Raw genomic sequence first — 25,569 nt, forward strand, 5'->3', positions numbered from 1 at the left:
AACAATATGGGCTAACTCTTGAACTCTGTCGCTTGACAAATCACCTTTACCTTTGCCGCGAATTAAAGATTGGAAAATGATAATGATGAACAAAAGATGGATGCAACTTTTAGGTATGATCAGTTGCGTAGCGTTAGTGGTGTCTTGCAAGCAAGCACCATCGGTAGAAATGGAAGCGGAGTATGCGGTATTACAGGTACAACCTTCCGATAAAGTAATCTCCACTACTTATTCGGCGACAATCCGTGGGCGGCAGGATATCGACATCTATCCGCAAGTATCAGGGTTTATAACTAAACTATGCGTAGAGGAAGGGCAGATGGTCCGTCGTGGGCAAGTGATGTTCGTGATCGATCAGGTTCCCTATCAAGCAGCTTTGCAGACTGCGGAGGCAAATGTGGAGGCTGCTACGGCTTCACTGGCGACAGCCAAGCTGACTTACGACAGTAAAAAGGAACTTCGTGCCCGTAACGTAGTTTCTGATTTCGACTTGAAGACAGCCGAGAACAGTTGGCTAAGTGCTAAAGCACAATTGGCCCAGATAAAAGCCCAGGAGTTGAGTGCCCGTAACAACCTCTCCTATACGGAAGTGAAAAGCCCGTGTGACGGAGTGGTCGGGACTTTACCTTATCGCGTCGGGGCGTTGGTGAGTGCCAGTTTGCCACAGCCGCTGACTACGGTTTCGGATAACTCGGATATGTATGTGTACTTTTCGATGACAGAGAACCAATTGCTTGCTCTGACACGGCAATATGGTTCGAAAGCCGAAGTCTTGAAAGAGATGCCGGAGGTAGAGTTGATGTTGAACGACCAATCGATGTATGAAGAAAAAGGAAAGATCGAAACCATCAGCGGCGTAGTCGACCGGAATACCGGGACAGCCAGCCTCCGAGCCGTGTTCCCGAACGAAAAAGGCTTGCTGTATAGTGGCACATCAGGGAATGTCGTCCTGCCGGTATCTAAGAAGGGAAGCCTGGTCATTCCGCAATCTACCACATTCGAAATACAGGATAAGGTGTATGTCTATAAAGTGGTGGACGGCAAGGCACAGTCCGCACCTGTCAGTGTGACTCGTGTGAACGGCGGCCAGGAGTATATTGTCGACGACGGATTACAAGCCGGTGATGTGATTGTTGCAGAAGGCGTCGGTTTGCTGCGTGAAGGAACTCCTATTAAAATAAAACAAAACTAAGAGAAGAAAATGAATTTAAGAACCTTTATAGAACGCCCTATCCTGTCGGCTGTTATCTCTATTTCGATAGTCGTTGTGGGCATTATCGGGCTTTTTACATTGCCCGTAGAACAATATCCCGATATTGCACCACCTACAATCCAAGTGAGTACGACTTATTTCGGGGCGAGTGCGGAAACCTTGCTGAAGAGTGTTGTCGCCCCGTTGGAAGAGGCGATAAACGGCGTCGAGGATATGACATATATGACTTCGTCGGCCTCTAATGCAGGTACGGTCAGCATTACCGTTTACTTCAAGCAAGGGACAGATCCGGATATGGCAGCCGTCAATGTTCAGAACCGTGTATCGAAGGCAACCGGTCAGTTGCCGGCCGAGGTAACGCAGGTCGGTATTACGACTTCCAAGCGGCAAACCAGTATCTTGCAGATGTTTTCACTGTACAGTCCGAATGATTCGTATGACGAGAAGTTTCTCTCCAATTATATCAGTATCAACCTGAAACCGTCCATTCTCCGTATACAGGGTGTCGGCGACATGATGATCATGGGAGGCGACTACAGTATGCGTATCTGGATGAAGCCGGATGTTATGGCCCAGTACAAACTGATCCCTTCGGATGTGACGCAGGTGCTTGCCGAACAGAACATCGAGTCGGCAACCGGATCGTTTGGCGAGAATTCGGATGAAACTTACCAGTATACCATGAAATATAAAGGCCGCCTGATCACCCCCGAAGAGTTCGGTGAAATCGTGATCCGTTCGACCGAGGACGGTGAAGTTTTGAAGCTGAAGACTATCGCTGACATCGAGATGGGTGAAGAAACCTACGCCTATCATGGCGGTATGGACGGCCATCCCGGTGTTTCCTGTATGATCTTCCAAACTGCCGGTTCAAATGCTACGGAAGTAAACCAGAATATCGATGCTTTTCTGGAAGAAGCGCGGAAAGATTTGCCAAAGGGTGTGGAGCTGACTCAGGTGATGAGTTCCAACGACTTCCTGTTTGCTTCTATTCATGAGGTGGTAAAGACCTTATTCGAAGCTATCCTGTTGGTGATCTTGGTGGTGTATGTGTTTTTGCAGGATATCCGTTCGACGGTTATTCCGTTGGTGGGAATCGTGGTTTCACTGATCGGTACGTTTGCGTTTATGTCGATTGCCGGGTTCAGTATCAATCTGATTACCTTGTTTGCATTGGTATTGGTGATCGGGACTGTGGTGGACGATGCGATTGTCGTCGTCGAAGCGGTGCAGGCGCGATTCGATGTCGGATACCGCTCTTCTTATATGGCCAGTATCGATGCGATGAAAGGGATCAGTAATGCCGTTATCACTTCTTCACTGGTGTTTATGGCAGTGTTTATTCCGGTTTCGTTCATGAGCGGGACTTCGGGAACGTTCTATACCCAGTTCGGTTTGACAATGGCAGTAGCAGTCGGAATATCGGCAGTCAATGCACTGACGTTGAGTCCGGCGCTCTGTGCCCTTTTCCTGAAACCCTATATCAACGAAGACGGTACGCAGAACAATAATTTTGCCGCCCGTTTCCGTAAAGCCTTCAATGTAGCGTTCGATTCGATGGTCGAGAAGTATAAGAAAGGAGTTCTGTTTTTTATCAAACGGAAGTGGATGGTCTGGTCGCTGCTTGCTTGCTCGATTGTGCTGTTGGCCTTTCTGATGAACACGACGAAAACGAGTTTGGTGCCCGATGAAGATCAGGGTGTCGTATTTGTAAATGTCAGTACGGCTGCCGGTAGCTCACTAAAAACGACAGACGATGTGATGAAGCGCATCGAACAGCGTTTAGAGGGTATCCCGCAGGTATTGCATGTCCAGAAAGTTTCCGGTTATGGTCTGTTGGCCGGACAGGGGAACTCTTTCGGGATGTTGATTCTGAAACTCAAACCGTGGGACGAACGCACGGGTAAGGGGGAAGATGTGCAAGCCGTTATCGGACAAGTCTATGGCATGACGGCGGACATAAAGGACGCCAGTGTCTTCGCCATCTCTCCGGGGATGATTCCCGGTTATGGTATGGGTAACGCGTTGGAATTGCATATGCAGGATAAGCAAGGTGGCGATATCGGTACGTTCTTCGCGACGACACAGCAATACTTAGGGGCACTGAACCAGCGTCCTGAAATCTCGATGGCTTACTCTACTTTTGATGTCCGTTATCCGCAATGGACCGTTGAAATCGATGCCTCGAAGTGCAAGCGTGCCGGGATAACGCCGGATGCGGTACTCAGCACGCTGTCGGGTTACTATGGAGGACAATATGTCTCTAACTTCAACCGTTTTTCCAAAGTGTATAAAGTGATGATACAAGCCGATCCGAAATACCGTGTCGACGAGGCTTCCCTGGATAACATCTTCGTACGCATGTCCAATGAGGAAATGTCGCCGCTCAGTCAGTTCGTGACATTGACACGCAGTTACGGCGCGGAATCCCTGAGCCGTTTCAATATGTACAACTCCATAGCCGTGAATGCGATGCCGGCAGAAGGCTACAGTACCGGTGACGCCATCCGTGCCGTGAAGGAAACTGCCGAGCAGGCCCTTCCGAAAGGGTACGGTTATGATTTCGGAGGAATCACCCGTGAAGAGAATACGCAGAGTAATACGACCATTATCATTTTCGGTATTTGCTTCCTCATGATCTATCTGATCCTGAGTGCGCTTTACGAAAGTTTCCTGATTCCGTTCGCGGTATTGTTGGCTGTCCCGTTCGGTCTGGCCGGATCTTTCCTATTTGCAAAAATGATGGGCTTGGAGAATAATATATACTTGCAGACAGGTTTGATCATGCTGATTGGTTTGATCTCCAAGACTGCCATCCTGCTGACGGAGTACGCTGCCGAGCGCCGTAAAGCCGGTATGAGCCTGACCTCTGCCGCCCTTTCTGCTGCTAAAGCCCGTTTGCGTCCGATTCTGATGACAGCCGGAACAATGATATTCGGATTGTTGCCCTTGATGGTGGCTACGGGAGTAGGAGCCAACGGTAATAGCTCCTTGGGTACGGGTACGGTCGGAGGTATGCTGATCGGTACGCTGGCATTGCTGTTTGTCGTACCTTCTTTGTTCATCGTGTTCCAATATTTACAAGAGAAGGTTCGTCCCATCCAGTTTCAGCCAGCTTCCGATTGGCAGATCCAGGAAGAATATGTGGAAGCAAAGAGTGAGAGAGAGCGTCACATAGAAAGTAAAAACGAAGAGAAAAAATGAGAAAAGAGATTCTAATCATAATTGTCGCAGCGTTCGCACTGAATAGCTGCGGCATCTATACGAAATACAAGCCGGTGACCGAAGTCCCGGAAGACCTTTATGGGGAAGAGGTAGCGGCAAGCGACAGCACGGACAATCTTGGTAATCTTGGCTGGCGGGAAGTCTTCACCGATCCGTATCTCCGTGAATTGATCGAGCAGGGTTTGCAGAGCAATACCGATCTCCAGTCCGCACAGTGGCGTGTTAAGGAAGCCGAGGCCACGCTAATGTCCGCCAAGCTGGCTTTTCTGCCCTCGTTTGCTCTTGCCCCACAAGGAACAGTGAGCAGTTTCGATGGAGGCAAGGCGACACAGACCTATTCCGTGCCCGTCACGGCCAGTTGGGAGTTAGATATTTTCGGGCGTATGCGTAATGCCAAGTCCCAGGCGGAGGCGTTGCTCGAACAAAGCCATGACTACAGACAGGCGGTCCGGACGCAGCTTATAGCCAGTATTGCCAATGTCTACTACACATTGCTGATGCTGGATGAGCAACTTGCGATCTCGGAGCGTACACGGCAATCGTGGAAGGAAACCGTCGATGCTACACGCGCCTTGATGGATGCTGGTTTGGCAAACGAAGCTGCCGTATCGCAGATGGAGGCTACCTATTATAGTATTTCCACTTCGCTACTCGACTTGAAAGAGCAGATCAACCAGACGGAAAACAGCCTGTCGCTTCTGTTGGCGGAAAGTCCACGCAGTGTCGAACGTGGCAAGTTGGAAAGACAAACATTGCCGGATCATCTTGCCGTAGGCATTCCGGTGCAAATGCTTTCAAACCGTCCAGATGTGCGTCGTGCGGAACATTCGCTCGAAAGCGCTTTCTATGCAACCAATCAGGCACGTTCCGCGTTCTATCCGTCCATTGTTTTAGGCGGTAGTGCCGGATGGACAAATTCGGCCGGAAGCATGATCATAAATCCGGGAAAATTTCTTGCAACGGCTATCGGATCGCTTACCCAGCCTTTGTTCAATCGAGGAGCGAATATTGCTCAGTTGAAGATTGCCAAAGCACAACAGGAGGAAGCCAAGTTAAGTTTCCAGCAGGCCCTTCTCAATGCCGGATCAGAGGTGAACGATGCGTTGGTGAAGTATCAGACTGCTCGTGATAAAGCCGGACTTTTCGAAAAACAGATTGCTTCGCTTGAAAAAGCATACGAAAGCACCTCTTTGACGATGCTGTACGGAAATACGACCTATTTAGAGGTCCTGACGGCCCAACAAAGTTTGCTGAGTGCACAATTGACACAAGTGGCAAACCGTTTTATGGAAATACAAGGTGTTATTAATCTGTATCAGGCATTGGGAGGCGGAAGAGAGTAGTAGTCTTTTGAGGTGCTTAGTTTATTACTGGGGGTGTGTAAGCAGACTTGGGGGATGTCAAAACAGTCTTGTTCTTGCATCCCGCGTGGGATCGCATAAAAGCAGGCCGTATAAACATTTGATTGATAAGGCCTGTTCTTTTGCGTCCCCGTGCGGGACACGGGGACAAGTTACATTTTGACACACCACCGATTGTTTTAAAAGATTTGTTTTTCTGTTCATTTCATTCCTGAAGTGCTGCCTGTAACTTATCGACCGCCCTGTCGATTGTCGGTTCACTCTTCAATAGTTGCATGAATTTGCTGCCGATAATAGCTCCAGATGAGTTAGTAGCTGCTGCATCGAAGGTTGCTTTGTTCGATATGCCGAAACCGACCAGGCGCGGATTCCGGAGTCTCATCCCGTTGATGCGGTGGAAATAAGCCTGCTTTTGCTCGTTGAAACTCTGCTGTGCTCCGGTAGTGGAGGCGCTCGACACCATGTAGATGAAACCGCTTGTATGTTCATCGATCAGGCGGATGCGTTCTTCGGAGGTTTCAGGTGTGATGAGCATGATCATTTTGAGGTTATTCCGTTCGGCGATGGCTTTATACTCTTTCATATAATCGGCAAAAGGCAGGTCCGGAATGATCATACCGTCCACACCTGTCAGTGCACATTTCCGGCAGAATGCTTCGAAGCCATATTGCATGATCGGATTCAGATAGCCCATCAGGATAATCGGGATATGCACATCCTGACGGATATCTTCTAACTGTTCGAACAGAACATGCAATGACATCCCGTTTCGTAACGCGGCAGTAGAGGCTTCCTGGATCACGGGGCCGTCAGCCATCGGGTCGGAGAAGGGAATACCGATCTCTACCATGTCTATTCCTTTGTCCTCTAACTCTTTTAATATCTTCGTCGTATCATCCAGGTTCGGATATCCGGCGGTGAAGAAGACGGATAGGATTCCATTCTTCTTTGTGTTGAATAAATTTGTGATACGGTTCATCTTTTGATTTCAGATTTATGAATTATGATTTTGAATTTCTTTTAAAAACTCCTTTAGCTTTTCTATGTCTTTCCGCCCCGGCTCGATCTCGAATCCGCTATTCAGATCGATCCCGGCAAAGCGGGGATGCCGGAAAGAGCGTATTGCCTCGACACTTTCCGGCCGGATACCTCCGCTTAACAGAAAAGGTGTCTCTCCCTGATAAGCTTCAAGTATGGACCAATCGAATTGCTTGCCGGAACCTCCATAACTGTTGCTTTTGGTATCGAAGAGGAAGTAATCGACACGCCCTTCATAATCGGTAGTTTGTTCAAGATCGCAAGCTGTTGCAATCTGAAATGCCTTGATCAGCGAGTAACCACGCTTTTGCAAGGCATGGCAATCGTCCGGTGTCTCATTTCCGTGCAGTTGCAGGTAATCGAGTCGGAACAATGCCGCTGTTTCCACCAACTCTTCGAAGGAAGTGTTGACAAAAACACCGACCTTTTTTAATGGACAATTGATAATTGACAATTGACAATCAGAATACCGCTTGCTGCCATTGTCAATAGTTAATTGTCCATTGTTAGTTATTCTTCGTGGACTTCTCGCGAAAAATATCAGTCCTATCCAGTCAACCCCTAAGGCTGCAACTTCCCGTATATTTTCGGGATCACGCATTCCGCATACTTTGATGATCATGATAATCCTTCTATGAATTGTGCGAGAGTGTCGCCTGGTACATCGGTTTTCATGAATGTCTCTCCGATCAGGAATCCATGAAAACCAGCTTCTCTGAGGTTCGATACGGTGGTTGTGGTCGAAATACCGCTTTCTGATACTAACAAAGGAGAAAGATTTCTTTCACGAGCGACCGTTTGCATTGCTTTTGCCAGACGGAAGGAGTTTTCCACATCAGTATGAAATGTTCCGAGGTTGCGGTTATTCACTCCCAGCATATCGACAAATGGATTGAGGTGGTCAAGTTCTTCTTCGGAATGGATTTCCAACAGTACTTCCATGTTGAGGGTATGAGCTAACTTTGCAAACATAAGGCATTGTTCCGGGGTAAGGCAGGCGGCAATCAACAGGACGGCATCGGCACCCATCACGCGTGCTTGATAGAGTTGATATTCGTCAATGATGAAGTCCTTCCTCAATAAGGGCAGGCCCACCAGGCTACGTGCTTTGCAAAGGTCACCTAAGGAACCCCCGAAAAAGTTCGAATCGGTCAGGACAGAGCAGGCGGAAGCGCCTCCCTTCTCATAGGCGGGCAAGACATCGGCTATAGCTGCATCGGGATGTAACCAGCCTTTCGAAGGACTTTTTCTCTTAAACTCGGCAATGATGCCCGATGAAGATGCTGCGAGAGCCGCCCGCATGGAACGGGCAGGATGTTCGAGTCGTTCACCGCCCAGCCCCAATAAGGTCTGCAACCGGACAGCTTGTTTTTGTCGCTCCACTTCGATACGCTTATTCGCTATAATATCTTGTAATATATCTTTCATATTCGTTGTTTCATTGTAATTTGTCATTCAAACTGATAAACGTATTGAATGTCTGCAATGCTTTACCACTTTCCAATGCTTCTCGGGCTTCGTCCAGACATTCAGCGATTCTCTTTTCCGGGCAGATGACTTGGATGGCGAAAGCAGAGTTGGCGATTACGCAATTCTTTTGTGCAGGAGTCGCTCGGTTATTCAGGACATCGTCAAAGATGCGGGCTGCTTCGGCGACTGTCTCACCGCCATCCAGTTCCGCTTCCGTTGTGCGGGAGAAACCTAACATTTCCGGTGTGTAGAGCTTCTCTTTTTCCGGCATTGCTACCTTAAATTCTGCAGTCAGCGAGATTTCGTCATACCCGTCGAGGCTATGTACAACGGCAAAACGCGTTCCGCTCTCCTGATAGGTATAGCTGTAAAGCCTGAGCAATGGCAGGTTGTACACACCTAACAACTGGTAGGCTGGCATTACCGGATTGACCAGCGGGCCGAGCATGTTGAAGAAGCTGCGCACTCCTAAACTCTTCCGTATCGGAGCCACAGCCTTCAGTGCCGGATTGAATAGCGGCGCATGCAGGTAGGCAATGTGGCAGGCTTCCATCGAGCGGCGCAACCGGTCGATATCGGTCGTAAATTTCACGCCATGCTGCTCCATTACGTTGCTGGCGCCGCTGACCGAGGTCGCCCCATAGTTTCCATGTTTCACAACGTTATATCCGGCACCGGCTACGACAAAGCAGGAGGCTGTGCTGATATTAAACGTATTCTTTCCATCGCCTCCCGTCCCCACAATATCGATCGGCTTAAACTCCGACAAATCTACCGGGACACGCATTTCGAGTAGCGCTTCGCGGAAACCTGTCAACTCTTCTACGGAGATATTGCGCATCAGATATACCGTTATCAGGCTGGCAATCTGTGAATCGTTATACTTGCCTGCCGCAATATTCTGAAGAATCGTTCGTGCCTCGTCACGTCCTAAATACTGATGTTCGAATAACCTGTATAATACATCTTTCATCTTCCCTAATTTATTAATTCTTGATTGTTAATTATCAATTGCCCATTGCCATCGGCAATCCAGTTCCATATGATTGTCTTTCCTTTAGGCGTCAGTACGGATTCCGGATGGAACTGGATGCCGCGAACATCATATTCACGATGCCGGAGCGCCATAATCTGCCCTTCCTCCACATCTTCCGCCGTGATCTCCAGACAGTCGGGGAAATTCTCTTTTGAGACCACCCACGAATGGTAGCGACCGGCACGGAAACCCGGTTCCAGACCGGTGAACAATGGGTCTGGAGCTTTCACCCGTATATCCGAACAGACTCCGTGATGCACATCCGTCAGGTTGGTAAGTGTTGCACCGAACGCTTCCCCGATGGCTTGCTCTCCGAGGCAAACACCCAAAATACTCTTGGTCGGAGCATAGCGGCGGATTAATGGCAGCAAGATACCTGCCTCCTCTGGGATACCCGGACCTGGTGACAAAAGAATCTTGTCAAAACGTTCTACTTCGTCTAATGATATCTTGTCATTGCGATGTACTTCTACATCCACATCTAATTCCTTTAATATGTGCAACAGGTTGTAGGTAAAGGAATCATAATTATCGAATAGTAATACTTTCATAAAAACTCTGTTTATTTTTATTATCAATTATCCATTGTCAATTGATTAATGTTGTTGCCAGGTCGATCGCTTTTTTCAGAGCACCTAACTTATTATTCACTTCCTGCAATTCCCGCTCATCATTGCTTTTGGCGACTATGCCGGCTCCTGCCTGATAGTACAGAACATTTCCACGACTGACGAATGTACGGATCGTGATCGCCTGGTTCAAGTCTCCATCAAAGCCGATAAACCCGATGCAACCACCATAAGCGCCTCGGTTATGTTTTTCTATATCTGTAATCAATTGCATGGCGCGTACCTTCGGTGCTCCGCTCAATGTTCCGGCAGGAAATGTATCTATATAAGTTTTGACCGGATTACTATCGGTGTTGATCTCACCGCTGACACGCGATACCAGATGAATGACGTGACTGTAGTATTGCACTTCCTTATAGAAATCGACCTGTACGTCATGTGCATTGCGCGAGAGGTCATTACGGGCAAGGTCGACTAACATTACATGCTCGGCATTCTCTTTCGGATCGGCAAGCAGAGCCTCGGTGCGCTGTCTGTCTAATGCTACATTTCCCGTACGGAAAGCTGTGCCTGCAATCGGGTCGATGCTTGCATGTCTGTCGGCTACCTTACAGTGTGTTTCAGGTGAGGAACCGAAGATACGGAACCCTCCGAAGTCGAAATAAAACAGATAGGGGGAAGGATTGATACTCCGGAGGGCCCGGTAAACCTTGAAATCGTCTCCTTTGAACGGTTGCTCGAACCGGCGGCTCAATACGATCTGGAATACGTCTCCACGGAGGCAGTGGCGGATACCTTCCCGCACCATTGCTTTATATTCTTCCCCGCTGATAGGAGATGTCTCAGGACCGATGGTCTGGAAGTTATAAGAAGCATAGTTCCGGTTTTCGATCAATGTCTCTATCTCCTGCAAATTGGAGCTTTCGCCGGGTTGCAGCAATTCTACCAGTGTCAACTCATTTTTGAAGTGATTGAACACAAGTACATACTTATATAATATGTAAAGCATATCGGGTGCATCGTTTTCTTCATGGTGAGCTTCCATCACCGGGATGTCCTCAAAGTAACGTACAGCGTCAAAAGCCGTATATCCGAACAGCCCGCAGACTTTCTTGTCAAGGCCTTCAATCAAGAAACGCTTCAAAAATGCATTTATGGCATCCGCCACATTGAATGTTTCCGTCAATGCCGTAACCTCGCTTTCTCCATCAGGAAAAATAGCGGTGCATTCCCCATTATTGATTCCGATACTTGCCAGCGGACAAAGTGCTATATAGGAAAGGCTGTTTTCATTTCCATGGAAATCGGAACTTTCCAATAAAGCCGATTCCGGATAAATATCTCGCACCTTCAAGTAGATGCTGACGGGTGTGTGAAGGTCACCGAGAACCTTCCTGCTTATTGTTTTAAATGTATAATCCATCTTTTTTTGAATTGTCCATTGTCAATTTGTAATTAATATATGTTTCCAAATCCTTATCTCCCCGGCCTGATACCGTCAGGACAACGACATCTTCTGGTTTGAATTTTATCTTGGGTAATGCTCCTAATGCGTGTGCACTTTCAAGTGCCGGAATAATTCCCTCGATGCGCGTCAGGCAAAAAGCCGCATCTAACGCTTCGTCATCATTGACGGCAAGAATCGTAGCCCGGTGAGTTTCCGACAGGTTGGCGTGGATCGGTCCGATACCCGGATAGTCCAGTCCGGCAGAGATGGAATAAGGCTCTTCGATTTGCCCGTCCTCGTTTTGCATCACTAACGTGCGCGCTCCATGTATGATACCTTTCTTGCCTAATTGGATGGTTGCTGCGCTTTGTCCGGTCGTAATCCCCAAACCGCCCGCTTCGGCAAGAACGATTTTTACCCGTTCATCATCAATAAAATGATAGATCGTTCCGGCAGCGTTGCTTCCGCCACCTACACAGGCGATCAGATAATCCGGATAGTCACGTCCTTCCTGCTCCGACAACTGCTTTTTAATCTCTTCGCTGATAACGGATTGCAAACGTGCCACCATATCCGGATAAGGATGGGGGCCGACTGTCGACCCGATGATATAATATGTGTCGGAAGGATGGCAGCACCAGTCGCGGATCGCTTCATTGGTCGCATCTTTCAGTGTCATATTACCAGAAGTTACGGGGATGACCGTCGCGCCCAACATCTCCATTTTCTGCACGTTTGCATGTTGGCGTTCCACATCCGTCTTACCCATATAAACGATACATTCCATATTCATCAACGCACAGACAGTAGCGGTTGCCACGCCGTGCTGTCCGGCTCCCGTCTCGGCTATGATACGGGTTTTTCCCATCCGGCGGGCCAACAAGATCTGTCCGATCGTGTTGTTGATCTTATGAGCGCCGGTATGGTTCAGATCTTCACGCTTCAGATATATCTTGCAGCCATACATCTCACTCAGCCTTTTAGCCTGATAGAGAGGAGAAGGGCGGCCGACATAGTCCCGAAGTAACTGGTTGAATTCTTTCTTGAAACTGTCACTTTCCAATACTTCCAGATACTTCTTCTGCAAGTTTTCCACACATTGGTGAAGTATTTCGGGCACATATGCTCCTCCAAACTCACCATAATACCCATTTTCGTCAACTTGATACGTTTTCATCGTTCTATCTGTTATTATTTATTTTTTGTCTTTTCGAATCTTGGTAATTGCCCTAAACGAAAAAAGGCCTGCCGCAAGTGCGACAGACCTTTTATTATATCACGATAGTATATACATGAGGGCTGGTTCCTTACGACCTTATGAGTTGTAAAGAGCGCCACCACCAATATGTATTTACTATAATTGTTCTCATGACTTTTGTTATTATTACGGCAGCAAATATATGCATTCTCTGACAAACTGCAAATAATTCGGCTGTTTTTTTGTTATATAATCATAGAACTTTTGTATGGCAGTCTCAGCTGTCCCTCTCCCTGCTATTTCAAATCTCTTGTTTGAGGGGATAGGCTTCTTATGATTTATCAAAATGTCACTACTACCCCGTCAAAATAGGATTAGTAGGGCATGTTTTGGAAATTACACTGGCGGGTAATATTTTTTAACGTTTCTATCTGTCTTGTTTTATCCCTATGAAGATAACAAAATGATACTGGAGGAGAGGTCGCGTTTTCGTATGGTTATGTAAAAAAAGAAGGTGATACTTGATCGGGTATTAGGGGAAGCTCTGTTGGCTGACAAATAGAGGAAGTAAGATAATTAACATTATTTTAATAGAAGTGAGTAGTGAGTTTTTTACCTAATCCTGTCTTTATCTCTAAAATGTAGAAGAGAAAAGCATGGAACCTTCACACGATCATATAGAAAAGACACTGGACAAGCTTGTCGCCTCCACACGTTCACCTCGTGGGCGCTATTCCGCTTCCGAAAGTTGGAAATTGTTGGAGAGGCGGCTCGTTCCTCCCCGGACAAAGAGGCTGAGACTGTTCCGTCTGGCGGGAGCCGTTGCCGCATCCGTCCTGCTTTGCTTTGCAAGTTGGTTCATCTATGATTATTGGAAGCCGGTAGCGATGCAAACTGTTTCAGCCGGTGCAGCCATATCGGTAATTACTTTGCCGGACCAGACGAAGGTGACGCTGAACCGCTATTCCTCTTTGACTTACCCGGATCGTTTCAAAGAGGATAGGAGGGAAGTACAATTACAGGGAGAAGCTTATTTCGAAGTGGAGAAAGATGCCCGGCATCCCTTTGTTGTGAAAGCGGACCCGATCGAGGTCGAAGTGCTCGGAACACATTTTAATGTTGAAGCCTATCCCGGAGATGCAGAGGTGAAGACAACTTTGTTGGAAGGTTCTGTCGCTGTCAATGCGCCGGCTGTTTCCAGCCGGATTACGCTTTCTCCCGGAGAAAGCGCGATTTATAATCGAGCAGATAAAACACTACAGGAAGAAAAAACAAAAGAAAATAATACGGCTACCGGTTGGCGCGACGGCCATTTTCATTTTGATTATCTGCCGTTGCAGGAGATTGCACGAGAGTTGTCGAATGCATTTCATGTGAAAATCAAAATTACGGATGAAGATATAAAGGATTTTCGTATCAGGGCGCATTTTACCGAAGGCGAGAGTTTGGATCAGATGCTCGATCTGCTCCAGCCAGCTGGTAATTTCAGTTATTCAAAGACAAATGATACGATCTTGATCCATTCTAAACTTAACTAAGTCATGAATTATTACCTATATTGTCTCCGCCGGTTCGCCCGGCTTATTCTTCTATTATGGATAGTTTTCAGAATTGCGCCGCTCGCTGCACAAGACCGGGCGGCGCGTCTGGACTTCCAGGTCCGGAAGGCCACACTGGACACTTTTGTCCGCCGGTTAGAGGACTCCACCGGCTTCTCGTTTATCTATGGTGAAAAGGTACAGCTCCGGCAGCCGGTTACCCTTGATGTCCGTCAGAAGACCATCGAGGAAATCCTGCAATATGCATTTGGTCAGGAAGCGATAACGTTTAAAATCTCCGGCACACACATCTTGTTAGGAGAGCGTCCTGTTTCCCGTAAATATACGGTCAGCGGATATATTACCGATTCCATATCGTCAGAAACGCTGATTGGTGCAAATATTTTGGAATCCAGCTGTCATGCCGGGACTTCGACGAATCCTTTCGGGTTTTACAGCCTGACCTTGCCGGAAGGAGAGATCGGACTTTTCTTTTCGTATTTAGGATATGAAACCAAACATTTCCGTTTCCTGTTAAGTCGGGATACTGTGATGAACATCTGTTTGCAGACCAATAACCAGTTGGCGGAAATCGTCGTCCTTTCCGATAAGAAAGAAACAGGCATCCGGGCAACCGGTATGGGTACATTAGATATCCCGATGACGCAGATCAAGAATACTCCAGCCATCTTAGGAGAGGCCGATATCCTCAAAACGATCCAGTTGATGCCAGGTGTACAGGCTGGAACGGAGGGGTTCAGCGGGTTGTATGTACGGGGTGGCGGACCGGATCAGAACTTGATTCTTCTGGATGGTATCCCCATCTATAATGCTGACCATATGTTAGGCGTGTTCTCCATCTTCACTCCGGAAGCCATGAAAAAGGTCACGCTTTTCAAAGGTTCGTTTCCCGCCCGCTACGGCGGCCGTTTGTCTTCTATCGTAGATATCCGGACAAACGACGGTGATATGCAGAATTATCATGGTACGGTCAGCATCGGCCTGCTGACCAGCAAGCTGCACCTCGAAGGTCCGATCCTGAAAGATAAAACCTCCTTTTGCCTGACCGGCCGCCGCACCTATCTCGACCTGGTGGCAAGGCCGTTTCTGCCGGAGGACAAGAAATTCAATTACTATTTTTATGATATCAATGCAAAGGTGAACCACAAGTTTTCCGACCGCAGCCGCCTGTTCCTCAGTTTCTACAAAGGGAAAGACCATTATGACTACAAGCAGGACAAGGAATATGACGCCTATTCGAATGGGTCGCGTATGTATTTCTACAACAGCCGGATCGATTTCAACTGGGGAAACACGATTGCCGCCGGACGGTGGAATTATGTCTTCAACAGTAAATTATTCAGCAATACGACCGTAGCCTACAACCATTACCAGATGAGTATGGCGGACGCTTACCGGAAAGATATCATCGAGACGGATAAAAACGGTGATCCGATAACCGATAGAAACGAATCGTATGTCTATAATTCCGATTACCGTTCCGGTATACACGATTGGAGTTTTCATACGGACTTCGATTATATGCCCGTCCCTGACCATCATGTCAAGTTCGGAGTATCTTATCTGTATCATACCTTCCGACCGGAGGTGACGACCTCGCGTGTGAAAGAAGCTGCAGACGGGCAGACAGCACAGGACACCGTCTACAACGATTCCTCGAACAGCTATTTGCACGGGCACGAGTTTTCGTTTTATGCCGAAGATAATGCCGATATCGGCGACCGTCTGAGCCTGAATGCCGGCATTCACCTCTCCTTGTTTTCCACACAAGGGAAAGGCTATCTGTCGGCACAGCCTCGTCTCTCTGCACGTTATCGTTTTCATGACGATTTTGCGGCAAAGGGCTCTTTTACCCAGATGGAACAGTATGTACACTTGCTGTCATCCTCACCGATTTCGCTACCGACCGATTTATGGGTTCCGGTTACTAAGAACATCCGCCCGATGCGCTCCTACCAGTATGCTGTCGGCGGTTATTATACAGGTGTGAAAGGATGGGAATTCTCTCTGGAAAGCTATTATAAGGATATGCATAATGTATTGGAATACCAGGATGGTGCTACCTTTTTCGGATCATCCGGCGGATGGCAGGAGAAGGTGGAGATGGGGCGTGGCCGTTCTTTCGGTCTGGAGGTTTTAGCCCAGAAGACCATTGGGAAAACAACGGGATGGTTGGGATATACGATCGCCAAGAGCGACCGTCAGTTCAAGAACGGGACGGTCAACAACGGCGAACGTTTTCCTTATAAATACGATCGCCGCCACAACATCAACCTCTGTGTTAACCATACTTTCAGCAAGAAAACGGATATAGGGATCACTTGGATTTTCAATACGGGCGGAACGGCTACGGTTGCCGAACAGCGTACCGGGACGGCATCCGGTGACTTGATCGACTACATTTCCCATCGTAACAATTATCGCCTTCCTGTCAGCCATCGGTTGAATCTGAGCATCAATTTCCATAAGAAACTGCGTCGGGGAATGCAGACCTGGAATATTTCGGTCTATAACGCTTATAATGCTATGACTCCGAATTTGGTTTATAAAGAAGAAGAGTTTATCGGGTATCCGGTAACGGGAGGGGATATGGTCTGGGAACGTAAAACAAGGCTGATCAAACAAACGTTGTTGCCTTGTGTCCCTTCTGTGACTTATACGTTTAAATTTTAAAGGAGAAGAATGGAATGAAAAAGCAATCGTTTATATATGGAATGCTGATGGCAACCTCTTTCTTGGCGTGCGAGAATGAACTTCCTTTCCGGGACAAACCGCAAGAGCCCCAATTGCTGATGAACGCTTTTCTGGAAGCAGGAAAAGAAAAGAATGAGGTATTTCTGCATATTGTTGATGGCAATGGGACAACTTCGTTTTTGGAGGGGGCTATCATTGTCTATGTCAATGATGAAAAGACGGAAGAGACAGATGTAAAGGGAGGCTCTTATATGTCTAAGTATACTGTGCAAAGCCGGTTCTGTCCCGGTGATCGCATACGTTTGGAAGCGGCTCTCGAAGGAGGAAAGTATCAGGGAAGTGCCGAAGTGCGGATTCCTCAGCCGATCGAAGAGGCGATCAGGGTAGATACGCTTCGTACGCAACTGAAAGTCGGAGTTTCCATGCAGGATTGTATGCGTTACCGGATTGCCATCCATGATCGTCAGGGCGAAAAAAACTATTATCGTCTGGTGATCGAGAAAAGAATACGCCGGATTACGCCAGAAGGAGAGATGTTTACGGAAGTTCAGGGGCTGGATGTTATCAATCAGGAAGACATCGTGCTGACAGACGGTCATCTGACTACATCCGATGATGATGAGTTCGGCGTTTTGGATATGACAGTTCGTAACGTAAGGAATGTTTTTACCGACAGCCGCTTTCCGGACGGCTCTTATACATTAAATGTCTATACCTATTATCCCGATTTTCAGGGTTGGGGCAGCGACCGTAAGAATCATATCCAAGTCGATGTCGTAGTCCGTCTTCTCAGCATAACCGAAGCGCAGTTCCGTTATTTGCGTGCCATGAACTGTTTGGATTCGGAAGATTATAACGAAACCTTTATGGAACCGGTCATCGTTCCTCAAAACGTGTCGGGGGGCTTAGGCTTTGTCGGTGCCTCCTCCGAGCAGCGAGTAACTTTGCGGATGGTCGACCGGCCGCCATTATGGTGATGGATTATCACTTATTTGATACCCTGTTCTTCGTAGTATTCTTTATTCCGTTTATGCAAGCTCTTCAGCTCGAAGGAAAGCATAACCCGGAAGATTCCGATGATCAGCAAAGTGTACGCGATCATATAGACAAGGGATAACGCTCCGAGGCCCGGTTGCCAGATAATACCGATGCTGCAAAGGATTGCCAGTACGCCGAAAGCCATATACCAGCCCCAGTTGCGTGTTCCGTAACGTTTCAGATCCATAGCGTAGCCGGTTGAAGCGAAACCGCGGAACATCAGCCAGAAAGCAACGATGAAAGGCAGTACCGCCATACTCAGTCCGATATTGGCCATCAGATAGATACCTAAGATCAGGTCGATGATACCGCTTGCCAGGTACCAGCCCCAACTGGAAATATTCTTTTTATTGGTGACGGCAAAAAGAATTTCCAGCGTGCCGCTGACAAACATGGATACACTAAACAAAACACTCAGTGCGACATAACTTGCCAGCGGTGTAAACATCAGGCAGATTGCAATAAGGATATAAAGCAGGCCCAGAAGCAGGGAAACCCACCAGTTTTTTACTCCGAAGTTGATTGTGTCAATAAAAGTTCTCATAATAAATTCGTTTTTTAATTATTTTGAAATCTACTTTGTAACAAACCTTTGGAAAGAAAAGTTTCACCGGGCCGGTAAAGTGAATTATTTTTAATACATTTGCCATCCGTTATATTTATTAAGGATTTATGATTTTGGATGTATGATTTATCATTGATACATGATTCCGAAATCATAAATTATAAATCATAGAAGATTATGAAAGGTATTGTTTTAGCAGGAGGGTCCGGTACTCGTTTGTATCCGATAACCAAAGGGGTTTCAAAACAGTTATTGCCTATTTATGATAAACCGATGATCTATTATCCGGTGTCTGTGTTGATGCTGGCAGGAATACGTGAAATATTGGTGATTTCCACACCGCAGGATCTTCCCGGTTTTCGTCGTCTGTTAGGGGATGGTTCTGATTATGGTGTCCGTTTCGAGTATGCCGAACAACCCTCACCGGACGGATTGGCACAAGCTTTTTTAATTGGAGAGGAGTTTATTGGAAATGATTCCGTTTGTCTGGTCTTGGGCGACAATATCTTTTACGGACAGAGTTTCACCGCAATGTTAAAAAGGGCCGTAGCCAATGCGGAAAACGAACAAAAAGCGACCGTCTTCGGTTACTACGTCAATGATCCGGAACGCTATGGTGTGGCCGAATTCGACGAGGCGGGAAACGTGTTGAGTATTGAAGAAAAACCGGCATACCCGAAGTCGAATTATGCGGTTGTCGGCCTTTATTTCTATCCGAACAAAGTGGTAGAAGTTGCCAAACGGATTGAACCTTCCGCCCGCGGAGAACTGGAGATTACGACTGTCAACCAGGAATTCCTAAAGGATGAGGAGCTGAAAGTTCAGCTTTTAGGGCGCGGTTTTGCATGGCTTGATACCGGCACGCATGATTCTCTTTCCGAAGCCTCCACTTTCGTCGAGGTGATAGAAAAACGGCAAGGTTTGAAAATAGCCTGCCTGGAAGAAGTCGCTTACCGGAACGGTTGGATTGATGCAGAACGGTTGAGGCAGGTTGCCGCTCCGATGCTGAAGAACCAATATGGACAATATCTGCTGAATTTAATAAAAGAAGAGAATGAATAAGGATAGTAAAATATTTGTCGCAGGCCATCGGGGGCTGGTAGGTTCCGCCATTCTGAAGAATCTGAAGGCAAAAGGTTACACGAACTTTGTCTTGCGTACGCATGCGGAACTGGATTTGACTGATCAGCAGGCCGTTCATGATTTCTTTGCGGCCGAGAAGCCGGAATATGTGTTTCTGTCGGCCGCCCATGTCGGAGGGATTATGGCGAACAGCCGCTATCGGGCTGACTTTATTTACGAGAATCTTATGATTCAGAACAATGTGATTCATGCTTCTTATCTGAATAAGGTAAAGAAACTCCTGTTCTTGGGTAGTACTTGTATCTATCCGGGAAATGCTCCGCAACCGATGCCGGAGGATTGCTTGCTCACTTCGCCTCTCGAATATACGAATGAACCCTACGCGATAGCCAAGATTGCCGGGATCAAGATGTGTGAAAGTTATAATTTGCAATACGGGACTAATTATATCGCAGTGATGCCGACTAACTTGTATGGCCCGAATGATAATTTTAATTTGGAGACTTCGCATGTGTTGCCGGCCATGATTCGTAAAGTACATTTAGGCAAATGTCTTTCAGAAGGAAATTGGGATTCTGTCCGGAAAGATCTGAGTGCACGTCCGGTTGAAAACGTATCCGGCGATGCTTCCGAGTCCGAAATATCGGATATTCTTGCCAAGTATGGTATCTATCCGGGTAAAGTGGAGTTGTGGGGGACAGGCAAGCCGCTTCGTGAGTTTCTTTGGAGCGAGGAGATGGCAGATGCTTCCGTCTATGTGATGGAGAAGGTCGATTTTGCCGATGTCCGTCCTGCTACCGGCGATATTCGGAATACACATATTAATATTGGTACCGGAAAGGAACTTTCTATTCGTGAAGTGGCTTTCCTGATCCGGGAAAAGGTCGGTTTTACAGGCGAGATCGTATTTAATTCTTCCAAGCCGGACGGAACGATGCGCAAACTGACGGATGTCACGAAGCTGCATGCCTTGGGCTGGCATCATACGATCGAAGTAGACGAAGGGATTGAACGCCTTTATTGCTGGTACTTGGAAAATTAAAAATTGAAAATTAAAAATAAAAAATGGGGGAGGACGTTGCGTCTTCCGTTTAATAACGATGAGTAAAGTTGCTTTAATAACAGGAATAACAGGGCAGGACGGAGCTTACCTGGCCGAATATCTGATCAAGAAAGGATATGTAGTGCATGGTATCAAACGTCGGTCGTCTATGTTTAACACGGATCGTATCGATCATCTTTATCAGGACCCTCATGTGGAAAACCGTAATCTGATCCTGCATTATGGTGACCTGACCGACAGTTTGAATCTGACTCGTATCATTGGTGAGACCCAGCCGGATGAGATTTATAATCTGGCGGCCATGAGCCATGTGAAAGTGAGTTTCGATACTCCCGAATATACGGCTAATGCCGATGGCCTGGGAGTTTTGCGCATATTGGAAGCGGTTCGTCTGTTGAACCTGATCCCCAAGACACGCATTTACCAGGCTTCCACATCCGAACTTTATGGTCTGGTGCAGGAAGTACCACAGAAAGAAACGACTCCTTTTTATCCGAGAAGTCCGTATGCCGTAGCCAAACTTTACGGTTACTGGATAACGGTGAACTATCGTGAAGCTTATAAAATGCATGCGTCGAACGGTATTTTGTTCAACCATGAGTCTCCTCTGAGAGGAGAAACCTTCGTGACTCGTAAGGTGACGCGGGCCGTTTCCCGTATTGCCTTAGGCATGCAGAAAAAAGTTTATATGGGGAATCTTTCCTCCAAACGTGACTGGGGACATGCAAAAGATTATGTCCGTGCGATGTATGCTATCCTCCAGCAGGACGAACCGTCTGATTATGTCATTGCGACGGGGATCACGACAACTATCCGTGATTTCTTGAAAATGGCGTTCGCCGAGATAGGCGTGGAAATTATTTTCAAAGGAGAAAATGTTAATGAGGTGGCTGTCTTAAACTATATTGACGAAAAAGTGTTTATTGAAAGAGTCGGTGAAGCTTATCTCGATAATCTCAGGAAACGGATTGGAGATGAGGTTGTTGGTGTAGATCCTCAGTATTTCCGTCCGACTGAAGTCGATTTGCTGATCGGCGATGCGACAAAAGCACGTACCCGTTTAGGATGGGAGCCAAAGTTCGATTTGGCCGCTTTAATAGAGGATATGATGTTGAATGATATAAAGTTAATGAAGAAAGAATCGTATCTAAGAAAAGGTGGTTATGAAATATTGAATTATTTTGAGTAGAATCGAACTTTTATTGTTTTTATTTGTTATAATTAGAAAAAGAGTTAATTTTGCGATATATTTGAGCAAGATTATAGGTAATTGATTGTTTAATTAAAATGTTGATGAATATGAAGACTAAAGTATTACTTTTAGCTTTGTTATCAGGTTTTGTTTTCTCTGTGTCTGCACAGGAATTTAAACCGCAGGTTGGATTTAGTAACGAAGCGGGTTATAAAACGAACTTCAAAAAGAACAAAGCAGGCGACAACTGGTTTATCTCTATTGCTGGTGGCGCAAGTGTTTTATTTGGTGATCAGAACAGCGAAGCCGATTTTAAGAATCGTTTGAATTTCGCTCCTCAGTTCTCTTTCGGTAAATGGTTTAATCCGTATTTAGCTTTGCGTCTCCAGTTAAATGGGGGTGTGTTACATGGTTTTGAAAACACAGGTGCTACATTTATGCAGCACAATAAATATGCAGCTGCTCATGCTGATTTGTTGTGGGATGTGACTAATTTCTGGGCTCCTTATAACGAGAAGAAAGTGTTCCGTTTGATTCCGTGGGTCGGTCTTGGTTACGCACAGCGTTTCAAAAACTCTGAAGAAAACAGAAGCATTGCAAGAACAGAATCTCCGACGGTTAATTTCGGTATCCTGACAGCATTCCGTTTGAGCAAGCGTGTGGATTTAAACGTTGAAGTTCAGGGTTCATTGCTGAACGAACAGTTTAACCGTGTTTCTATGTATCACCTGACTGACGGTATCGGACAGTTGAGCGCAGGTTTGACTTTCAAACTGGGTAAGACTGATTTCGAAGTATTGGAACCGATGGATTACGCTTTGTTGAACGACCTGAATGGCCAGATCAACGCTTTGCGTGCTGAAAACGACGAATTGAGCAAACGTCCGGTTTCTTGTCCTGAATGTGAAGAAGTTGTAACTAACGTTGTTAACAACTATGTAGACAATGTGGTATACTTCCGTATCAATAGCGCTAAGATCGATAAGAACCAGCAGGTAAGCATCTTCAATACTGCACAGTTCATGAAAGATAACAATGTGCCTATCAAGGTTATCGGTTATGCTGATAAGAAAACAGGTACAGGTTCTTACAATATGCAACTTTCTGAAAAACGTGCAAGAGCCGTTGCTAAGGAACTGATCGATAAATACGGTATCTCTTCCAGCCAGATCACAATCGAATGGAAGGGTTCTGATGTTCAACCGTACAATGAAAACAATTGGAATCGCGTTGTTATCATGTCTGCAAATAATTAATTAATTTTTAATTATATCCCGAAAGGCTGTACATAATCGTGTGCAGCCTTTTTTTTGCTCGGAAATAATGCTTATTTTTGCATGATTTTAGCGCGTTGTTATGGAGTTAAATAAAAAACATGGTTACCTTATTCAATGGTTGATAGGCGTTGGGGATTTGATCGTTTTGAATCTTCTTTTTTTTATTGTCTATTATGGGTTGAATAATTTATATACATCTGCTATCGCCGAAAGTTTGCGTGAGGTGGTGCTTTTGTTGAATTTCTGTTATTTCTTCTCCCTCTATTTTGTCCCTTTGCAATTGCATATGTCCATTGTCTTTATTGACAAGATTGTGCAGAGAGCGTTCCTTTTGGTTACGATTATGACTTTCCTGTTTGCCACCTGCCTGATTTTCCTGAATGTCGGGGATGTGTTGGCGACTTTCCTGTTGATTTATTATGTTGTGACGATCGTTATATTTTCCTTGTGGCGTGTTATTGTACGTGTGACTTTGAAGATGTACCGACGGAAAGGATACAACTTTAAGAAGATCGTGATTGTCGGGGCCGGAAAGAATGGTATGGAACTGTATAAGGTGATGAAGGATGATCTGTCGTATGGTTTCAATATTCTGGGATTTTTTGATGATAACCTGTCCTTGAAATCTGTTCTGCCGAATTATTTAGGAATGACGAATGAGGTGGAAAGCTTTGTGCTGGCAAATGATGTGGATGAAATCTATTGTACTTTGCCGGGTACGAATGATGAAAAGATCGTACGCCTGCTGAATTTTGCAGAAAAACACATGATCCGCTTTTATATCGTGCCGGAATTCTATCGAAACTTGAAGAAGAGTCTTGTGATGGAGGTCTTGGAGTCCATTCCTTTAATGACTGTCCGCCGCGAGCCTTTGCAGGCGGCCTACAACCGGGCATTGAAACGTGCGTTTGATATTCTTTTTTCAACTGTAATTCTGGTGACTATATTCCCGATATTGTATATCGTGGTCGGTATCATGATCAAACTAAGTTCTCCGGGACCGATCTTGTTCAAGCAAAAGAGAACGGGATTGTATGGGCAGGATTTCAGGTGTTATAAGTTTCGCACGATGAAGGTGAACGCGCAGGCTGATTCCCTGCAGGCTGTGAAGGACGACCCGCGTAAGACAAAGGTCGGAGATTTTCTTCGCCGAACCAATCTGGATGAATTTCCCCAGTTTATTAATGTGCTGAGGGGAGAAATGTCGGTCGTAGGGCCGCGTCCCCATATGCTGAAACATACTGAGCAATACTCTGCGCTGATCGATAAGTATATGGTTCGCCACTTGGTTAAACCGGGTGTGACAGGTTGGGCGCAGGTGACAGGCTACAGAGGAGAAACGAAAACGTTGGAACAAATGGAAGGACGTGTGAAACGGGATGTCTGGTATATCGAGAATTGGTCTTTCTTCTTGGATCTTAAGATTATAGTCGTAACGGTTCTCAATATGTTCAAGGGGGAAAAGAACGCATATTAAGTATTAAATTGCACACTTTTTGTATATATGTGTAATTGGAAACTGAATTTATGTTATCTTTGTGCCCGATGGGAAGGATTATAGCAATTGATTATGGCCGGAAACGTACCGGTCTGGCGGTCACAGATACCTTGCAGATGATTGCAAACGGACTGACAACTGTGCCGAGCGGTGAACTGACAAAGTTTCTGGCTGATTATGTTTCACGCGAACCCGTTGAACGGTTTGTAGTCGGGCTTCCGAAGCAGATGAACAACGAACTTTCAGAAAATATGAAATACGTGGAGGCTTTTGTGGCACATCTGAAACGGACCATTCCGGATATTCCGGTAGAGTATTACGATGAACGTTTTACTTCCGTTTTGGCACATAAGGCAATGCTGGACGGAGGATTGAAGAAAAAGAAAAGGCAAGATAAAGGATTGGTGGACGAGATTAGTGCGGTTATTATCTTGCAGTCATATTTGGAAAATAAGAAATATCAGTTATAAAAGTTATGATTTTACCAGTATATTTATATGGACAGCCCGTACTGAGAAAAGAGGCTGAAGAGGTTCCGATGGACTATCCGGATCTGAAACAATTGGTAGCCAATATGTTTGAAACGATGTACAATGCCGATGGTGTGGGGCTGGCCGCTCCGCAGGTCGGTTTATCATTGCGTCTTTTGGTAATCGACGCAGACGTGATGGGGGATGATTTTCCCGAATGCAAAGGTTTCAAACGTGCGATGATCAATCCGGTTTTCCTTGAAAAAAGCGAAGAAGAGGTTTCGATGGAAGAAGGTTGCCTGAGTCTGCCGGGGGTGCACGAGAAAGTTGCCCGTTCGGTAAAAGTACGTGTGAAATATCTGGATGAAGACCTGAAAGAACATGAAGAGACGGTGGAGGGTTTTGCAGCCCGTGTCGTGCAGCATGAGTGTGAACACTTGGAAGGCCATGTATTCATAGATAATATTTCAGGAATCCGCCGCCAGTTGAATAAAAGCAAACTAAATAGTATTATTAAAGGTTCAGCCCGTTGCTCCTATAAAGCAAAAGCGGTTGGTAAGTAATAAGAACTCT

At 46.3% G+C, this 25,569-nt stretch carries 21 protein-coding genes; 13 read left to right on the forward strand and 8 right to left on the reverse strand.

What is annotated here, in order from left to right; all coding sequences use genetic code 11:
* Positions 1-76: 76 nt before the first annotated feature.
* From NQ564_RS03090 to NQ564_RS03100, 3 genes are read left to right on the forward strand one after another with little or no spacing between them, the layout of a single operon-like run.
* A complete protein-coding gene (locus NQ564_RS03090; RefSeq protein ID WP_008147266.1) occupies positions 77-1,192 on the forward strand; it encodes an efflux RND transporter periplasmic adaptor subunit in 1,116 nt (371 codons plus the stop codon).
* 9 nt (positions 1,193-1,201) lie between these two features.
* The gene (locus NQ564_RS03095; RefSeq protein WP_129649761.1) at positions 1,202-4,417 is read left to right on the forward strand and encodes an efflux RND transporter permease subunit; all 3,216 of its coding nucleotides are present in this window, start codon (positions 1,202-1,204) and stop codon (positions 4,415-4,417) included.
* Positions 4,414-5,781, forward strand: coding sequence for a TolC family protein (locus NQ564_RS03100; protein WP_008147268.1), 1,368 nt, complete (start codon positions 4,414-4,416; stop codon positions 5,779-5,781). Before NQ564_RS03095 ends, NQ564_RS03100 begins: the two co-directional genes overlap by 4 nt.
* A 223-nt stretch (positions 5,782-6,004) precedes the next feature.
* On the opposite strand, the gene trpA is transcribed toward NQ564_RS03100, so the two are convergent.
* Genes trpA through trpB form a run of 7 tightly spaced genes read right to left on the reverse strand, consistent with a single transcriptional unit; the run spans position 6,005 to position 12,536 of the window.
* The gene (trpA, locus tag NQ564_RS03105) at positions 6,005-6,778 is read right to left on the reverse strand and encodes a tryptophan synthase subunit alpha (RefSeq protein ID WP_008147269.1); all 774 of its coding nucleotides are present in this window, start codon (positions 6,776-6,778) and stop codon (positions 6,005-6,007) included.
* A 15-nt stretch (positions 6,779-6,793) separates the two neighbouring features.
* Positions 6,794-7,459 (reverse strand): phosphoribosylanthranilate isomerase, encoded by a 666-nt coding sequence (locus tag NQ564_RS03110; RefSeq protein ID WP_008147270.1) that lies wholly within the window; start codon positions 7,457-7,459, stop codon positions 6,794-6,796.
* On the reverse strand, positions 7,456-8,265 hold the full coding sequence (trpC, locus tag NQ564_RS03115; protein WP_039848075.1) for an indole-3-glycerol phosphate synthase TrpC: 810 nt from the start codon (positions 8,263-8,265) through the stop codon (positions 7,456-7,458). Before trpC ends, NQ564_RS03110 begins: the two co-directional genes overlap by 4 nt.
* A gap of 10 nt (positions 8,266-8,275) precedes the next feature.
* Positions 8,276-9,280 carry an anthranilate phosphoribosyltransferase gene (gene trpD / locus NQ564_RS03120; RefSeq protein ID WP_008147272.1) on the reverse strand — a complete coding sequence of 335 codons (1,005 nt, stop codon included), beginning with the start codon at positions 9,278-9,280 and terminating at the stop codon, positions 8,276-8,278.
* 5 nt (positions 9,281-9,285) lie between these two features.
* On the reverse strand, positions 9,286-9,894 hold the full coding sequence (locus NQ564_RS03125) for an anthranilate synthase component II (protein ID WP_008147273.1): 609 nt from the start codon (positions 9,892-9,894) through the stop codon (positions 9,286-9,288).
* Positions 9,895-9,931: 37 nt separating this feature from the next.
* Positions 9,932-11,335, reverse strand: a complete 1,404-nt coding sequence (locus NQ564_RS03130; RefSeq protein WP_008147274.1) for an anthranilate synthase component I family protein — start codon at positions 11,333-11,335, stop codon at positions 9,932-9,934.
* Complete coding sequence (trpB, locus tag NQ564_RS03135) at positions 11,319-12,536, reverse strand: tryptophan synthase subunit beta (RefSeq protein WP_008147275.1); 1,218 nt, start codon at positions 12,534-12,536, stop codon at positions 11,319-11,321. The genes NQ564_RS03130 and trpB overlap by 17 nt, the downstream gene beginning before the upstream one ends.
* Positions 12,537-13,213: 677 nt before the next feature.
* Here trpB and NQ564_RS03140 point away from each other — a divergent pair.
* The 3 genes from NQ564_RS03140 to NQ564_RS03150 are packed head-to-tail and all read left to right on the forward strand — an operon-like array spanning position 13,214 to position 17,787.
* Positions 13,214-14,095 (forward strand): FecR family protein, encoded by an 882-nt coding sequence (locus NQ564_RS03140; RefSeq protein WP_008147279.1) that lies wholly within the window; start codon positions 13,214-13,216, stop codon positions 14,093-14,095.
* A 3-nt stretch (positions 14,096-14,098) separates the two neighbouring features.
* The gene (locus tag NQ564_RS03145; protein WP_129649763.1) at positions 14,099-16,789 is read left to right on the forward strand and encodes a TonB-dependent receptor; all 2,691 of its coding nucleotides are present in this window, start codon (positions 14,099-14,101) and stop codon (positions 16,787-16,789) included.
* 14 nt (positions 16,790-16,803) lie between these two features.
* Complete coding sequence (locus NQ564_RS03150; RefSeq protein ID WP_008147285.1) at positions 16,804-17,787, forward strand: DUF4249 domain-containing protein; 984 nt, start codon at positions 16,804-16,806, stop codon at positions 17,785-17,787.
* Between the two features lie 11 nt (positions 17,788-17,798).
* Here the strand turns inward: NQ564_RS03150 and NQ564_RS03155 are convergent, their stop codons facing one another.
* The gene (locus NQ564_RS03155; RefSeq protein ID WP_008147287.1) at positions 17,799-18,392 is read right to left on the reverse strand and encodes an HdeD family acid-resistance protein; all 594 of its coding nucleotides are present in this window, start codon (positions 18,390-18,392) and stop codon (positions 17,799-17,801) included.
* Between the two features lie 198 nt (positions 18,393-18,590).
* Between NQ564_RS03155 and rfbA the strand changes: the two genes are divergently transcribed.
* The 7 genes from rfbA (at position 18,591) to def (ending at position 25,559) form a co-directional block, all read left to right on the forward strand.
* Positions 18,591-19,475, forward strand: a complete 885-nt coding sequence (gene rfbA, locus NQ564_RS03160; protein WP_008147298.1) for a glucose-1-phosphate thymidylyltransferase RfbA — start codon at positions 18,591-18,593, stop codon at positions 19,473-19,475.
* Positions 19,468-20,538, forward strand: coding sequence for a GDP-L-fucose synthase family protein (locus tag NQ564_RS03165; RefSeq protein ID WP_008147300.1), 1,071 nt, complete (start codon positions 19,468-19,470; stop codon positions 20,536-20,538). The genes rfbA and NQ564_RS03165 overlap by 8 nt, the downstream gene beginning before the upstream one ends.
* Positions 20,539-20,596: 58 nt before the next feature.
* Positions 20,597-21,748 (forward strand): GDP-mannose 4,6-dehydratase, encoded by a 1,152-nt coding sequence (gmd, locus tag NQ564_RS03170; RefSeq protein ID WP_008147302.1) that lies wholly within the window; start codon positions 20,597-20,599, stop codon positions 21,746-21,748.
* Positions 21,749-21,858: 110 nt separating this feature from the next.
* Positions 21,859-23,007: an OmpA family protein gene (locus tag NQ564_RS03175; RefSeq protein WP_008158557.1), complete on the forward strand. Its 1,149-nt coding sequence runs from the start codon at positions 21,859-21,861 to the stop codon at positions 23,005-23,007.
* A gap of 100 nt (positions 23,008-23,107) precedes the next feature.
* Positions 23,108-24,505 carry an undecaprenyl-phosphate glucose phosphotransferase gene (locus NQ564_RS03180; RefSeq protein ID WP_008158555.1) on the forward strand — a complete coding sequence of 466 codons (1,398 nt, stop codon included), beginning with the start codon at positions 23,108-23,110 and terminating at the stop codon, positions 24,503-24,505.
* A 68-nt stretch (positions 24,506-24,573) separates the two neighbouring features.
* Entirely contained in the window at positions 24,574-24,996 is a 423-nt protein-coding gene (gene ruvX / locus NQ564_RS03185; protein ID WP_008147307.1) for a Holliday junction resolvase RuvX, read from the forward strand.
* 5 nt (positions 24,997-25,001) lie between these two features.
* The gene (def, locus tag NQ564_RS03190) at positions 25,002-25,559 is read left to right on the forward strand and encodes a peptide deformylase (RefSeq protein WP_008147309.1); all 558 of its coding nucleotides are present in this window, start codon (positions 25,002-25,004) and stop codon (positions 25,557-25,559) included.
* Positions 25,560-25,569 lie beyond the last annotated feature (10 nt).

It is taken from the genome of Parabacteroides johnsonii DSM 18315 (assembly GCF_025151045.1).
Lineage (GTDB): Bacteria > Bacteroidota > Bacteroidia > Bacteroidales > Tannerellaceae > Parabacteroides > Parabacteroides johnsonii.